At 66.3% G+C, this 2,432-nt stretch carries 1 protein-coding gene; it reads left to right on the top strand.

Annotated features, from left to right (window positions below; all coding sequences use genetic code 11):
* Positions 1 to 381 precede the first annotated feature (381 nt).
* Positions 382 to 2,166, top strand: a complete 1,785-nt coding sequence (locus tag VMS96_08930) for an IS1634 family transposase (GenBank protein ID HVP43546.1) — start codon at positions 382 to 384, stop codon at positions 2,164 to 2,166.
* Positions 2,167 to 2,432 lie beyond the last annotated feature (266 nt).

Here is a 2,432-nt window from a genome sequence, read left to right as displayed (position 1 = left end):
CAGCGAGCGGCAGTAGGAAACAAGCCCCTCCGCAGGCATCAAAGCGGTGGAAACACATGGCCCAATAGCGGCCTGTTTGACCCGATCGATCTACCCATAGAGGTATCTCCGTCAGGCGAATGCCAGAAGAGATTCCGGGATATTTCTTCACCGTTATGCCCGACATCAAAAGGACCAACGCCTCGAATTTCCACCTTCCAATGGCCATCGAATCCAGCCCACACTAACCTGACTTTCGCTACTGGATCGTGAAAACAACAATTTTCATCCTGACCGCCCGCGTAACTGCTCGTATTATCAGAGCTGCCCCGCCGAGAAACGACCTGGGGGCAGACCTATCCCCTTTTCAACACGGCAGGAGTGCGCTACCGTCGGGCCGCCATGTACCTCCGCTGCCATTCGCGCCGCAAGGACGGGAAGGAGCACCGGTATTGGAGCATCGAGGAGAAGCGCCGCTGCGCCGACGGGCGGGCAGTCGACCGGCGCGTGCTCTACCTCGGGGAGCTCAACGATAGCCAGCAGGCGCGCTGGCTCCGCTGCATTGAAGCGTTCGAGGAAGGCACGCACCGCCAACTCCGCCTCGCCCTGTTCCCCGCCGATCGGGCGATCCCCGCGCACGCAGCCGACATCGGCGTTCAAGTGCGCCTCCGCGACTTCCGGCTCGAGCGCCCGCGGCAGTGGGGTGCCTGTTGGGTGGCCTGCCAGCTCTGGCGGCAGCTCCAGCTCGATGCGTTCTGGCGGGAGCGGCTCCCGCCCAGCCGCGAGGGCACGGCCTGGGATCAGGTGCTGCTGCTCCTGGTGGCGTATCGTTTCCTCGCCCCGGGGAGCGAGTGGCGCCTCCACCGCGAGTGGCTCCACCACAGCGCCATGGGCGAGCTGCTCGGGGCCGACCTCGGCGCGGTGGCGAAGGACACGCTCTACCGCTGTCTCGACCAGCTGCTCGCCCACAAGGCGGACCTCTTCACGTTTCTCACGCGCCGCTGGCAGGATCTCTTCGGGGCGACCTACGACCTGCTCCTCTACGATCTGACCAGTACCTACTTCGAGAGCGACCCGCCGGACGACGACGAGGACCCACGCCGCTACGGCTACAGCCGAGATCACCGGCCGGACTGTGTCCAGGTCGTGCTCGCGCTCGTCATCACCCCCGAGGGGTTCCCGCTCGCCTACGAGGTCTTGCCGGGCAACACGGCGGACAGCACCACCCTGCCGCTGTTCCTCGCCCAAATCGAAGCCCGCTACGGCCAGGCCCGCCGGATCTGGCTGATGGACCGCGGCATCCCGACCGAAGCCCAGCTGGCCGAGTTACGCGCGCGGGGCGGGCAGTACCTCGTGGGCACGCCGAAGGGCCGGCTGACCAAGCTGGAACAGCAACTGCTCACGGTACCCTGGCAAGCCGCCCGGCCGAGCGTGCAAGTCAAGCTCTTGCCCCAAGACGCGGAACTGTACGTCTGGGTCCAGAGCGCCGCCCGCGTGGCTAAGGAGCGGGCGATGCGCCGGCGCCGCCTCAAGCGGCTGTGGGCGCGCCTGTACGCCCTGCAGCGCCAGCGGCCCACCTATGAGACATTGCTGTTGAAGCTGGGAGCGGCCCAGCACGCGGCGGGCCGGACCGCGAGCCTGGTGACGGTGACGCTACCGCCCCCGCCGCCCAAGACTGACCGGGTGCGGCGCGTGGACTTCACGTTCGGCTTGGACAAGGTGAAGCTCCGCCAGGTGCGCCGACGCGAGGGCCGGTATCTCTTGCGCTCGAACCTGACCGCGACCGACCCAGCCCAGCTCTGGGAGTACTACCTGCACCTCATCGAGATCGAGGCGGTCTTCAAGACGCTCAAGGATGAGTTGGCCGTGCGGCCGATCTATCATCAACGGCCGGAGCGGGTCGAGGCGCATATCTTCGTCGCCTTCCTCGCCTACTGCCTGCACGTCACCTTGAAGGCGCACCTCCGGCCCCATGCGCCGGGCCTCACGGTCCGGCAGGTCCTGGACAAGTTCGCCGCCATGCAACTGCTCGACGTCCACTTCCCCACGACGGACGGTCGGGAGCTGATCTTCACCCGCCACACGGAGCCGGCGGCCGACCAGCAGCTCCTCCTGGCCCAGCTTGGGTGGAGCCTCCCTGCCCAGCCGCCACCCCGGATCACGGCAAAACGCGCGGTGCGGATGTAGGGCAGACCTCCGGGGGTGGTCTGCCTACATATCCCCGACTTCCGGCGACCATTGGCCGCCAGTAGCGAAAGTCAGGCTAATCGTTTGCACGTAAGCAGCGTCCTCTCTCCCGTTAGACGCCGCAGGTTGTCGAATGAGTTGTAGCTTGCGAAGAAACGCCATCCTGGTGGTAGTAATCGGTGCGACGTTCGCTACGCTCACCTCGCCTCAACCGGCTGCCGCGTGGCGGTACCGGTGGGGATACAGCCCGGGCGCCTACGTCGGCT

The organism is Terriglobales bacterium (assembly GCA_035543055.1).
Classification (GTDB): domain Bacteria; phylum Acidobacteriota; class Terriglobia; order Terriglobales; family Acidobacteriaceae; genus JAIQFD01.
This window is presented reverse-complemented; position numbering and strand designations above follow the sequence as displayed.

Excerpts from the sequence above, each read along its gene's own strand:
- VMS96_08930 (HVP43546.1), top strand. The coding sequence starts at position 382 with ATGTACCTCCGCTGCCATTCGCGCCGCAAGGACGGGAAGGAGCACCGG.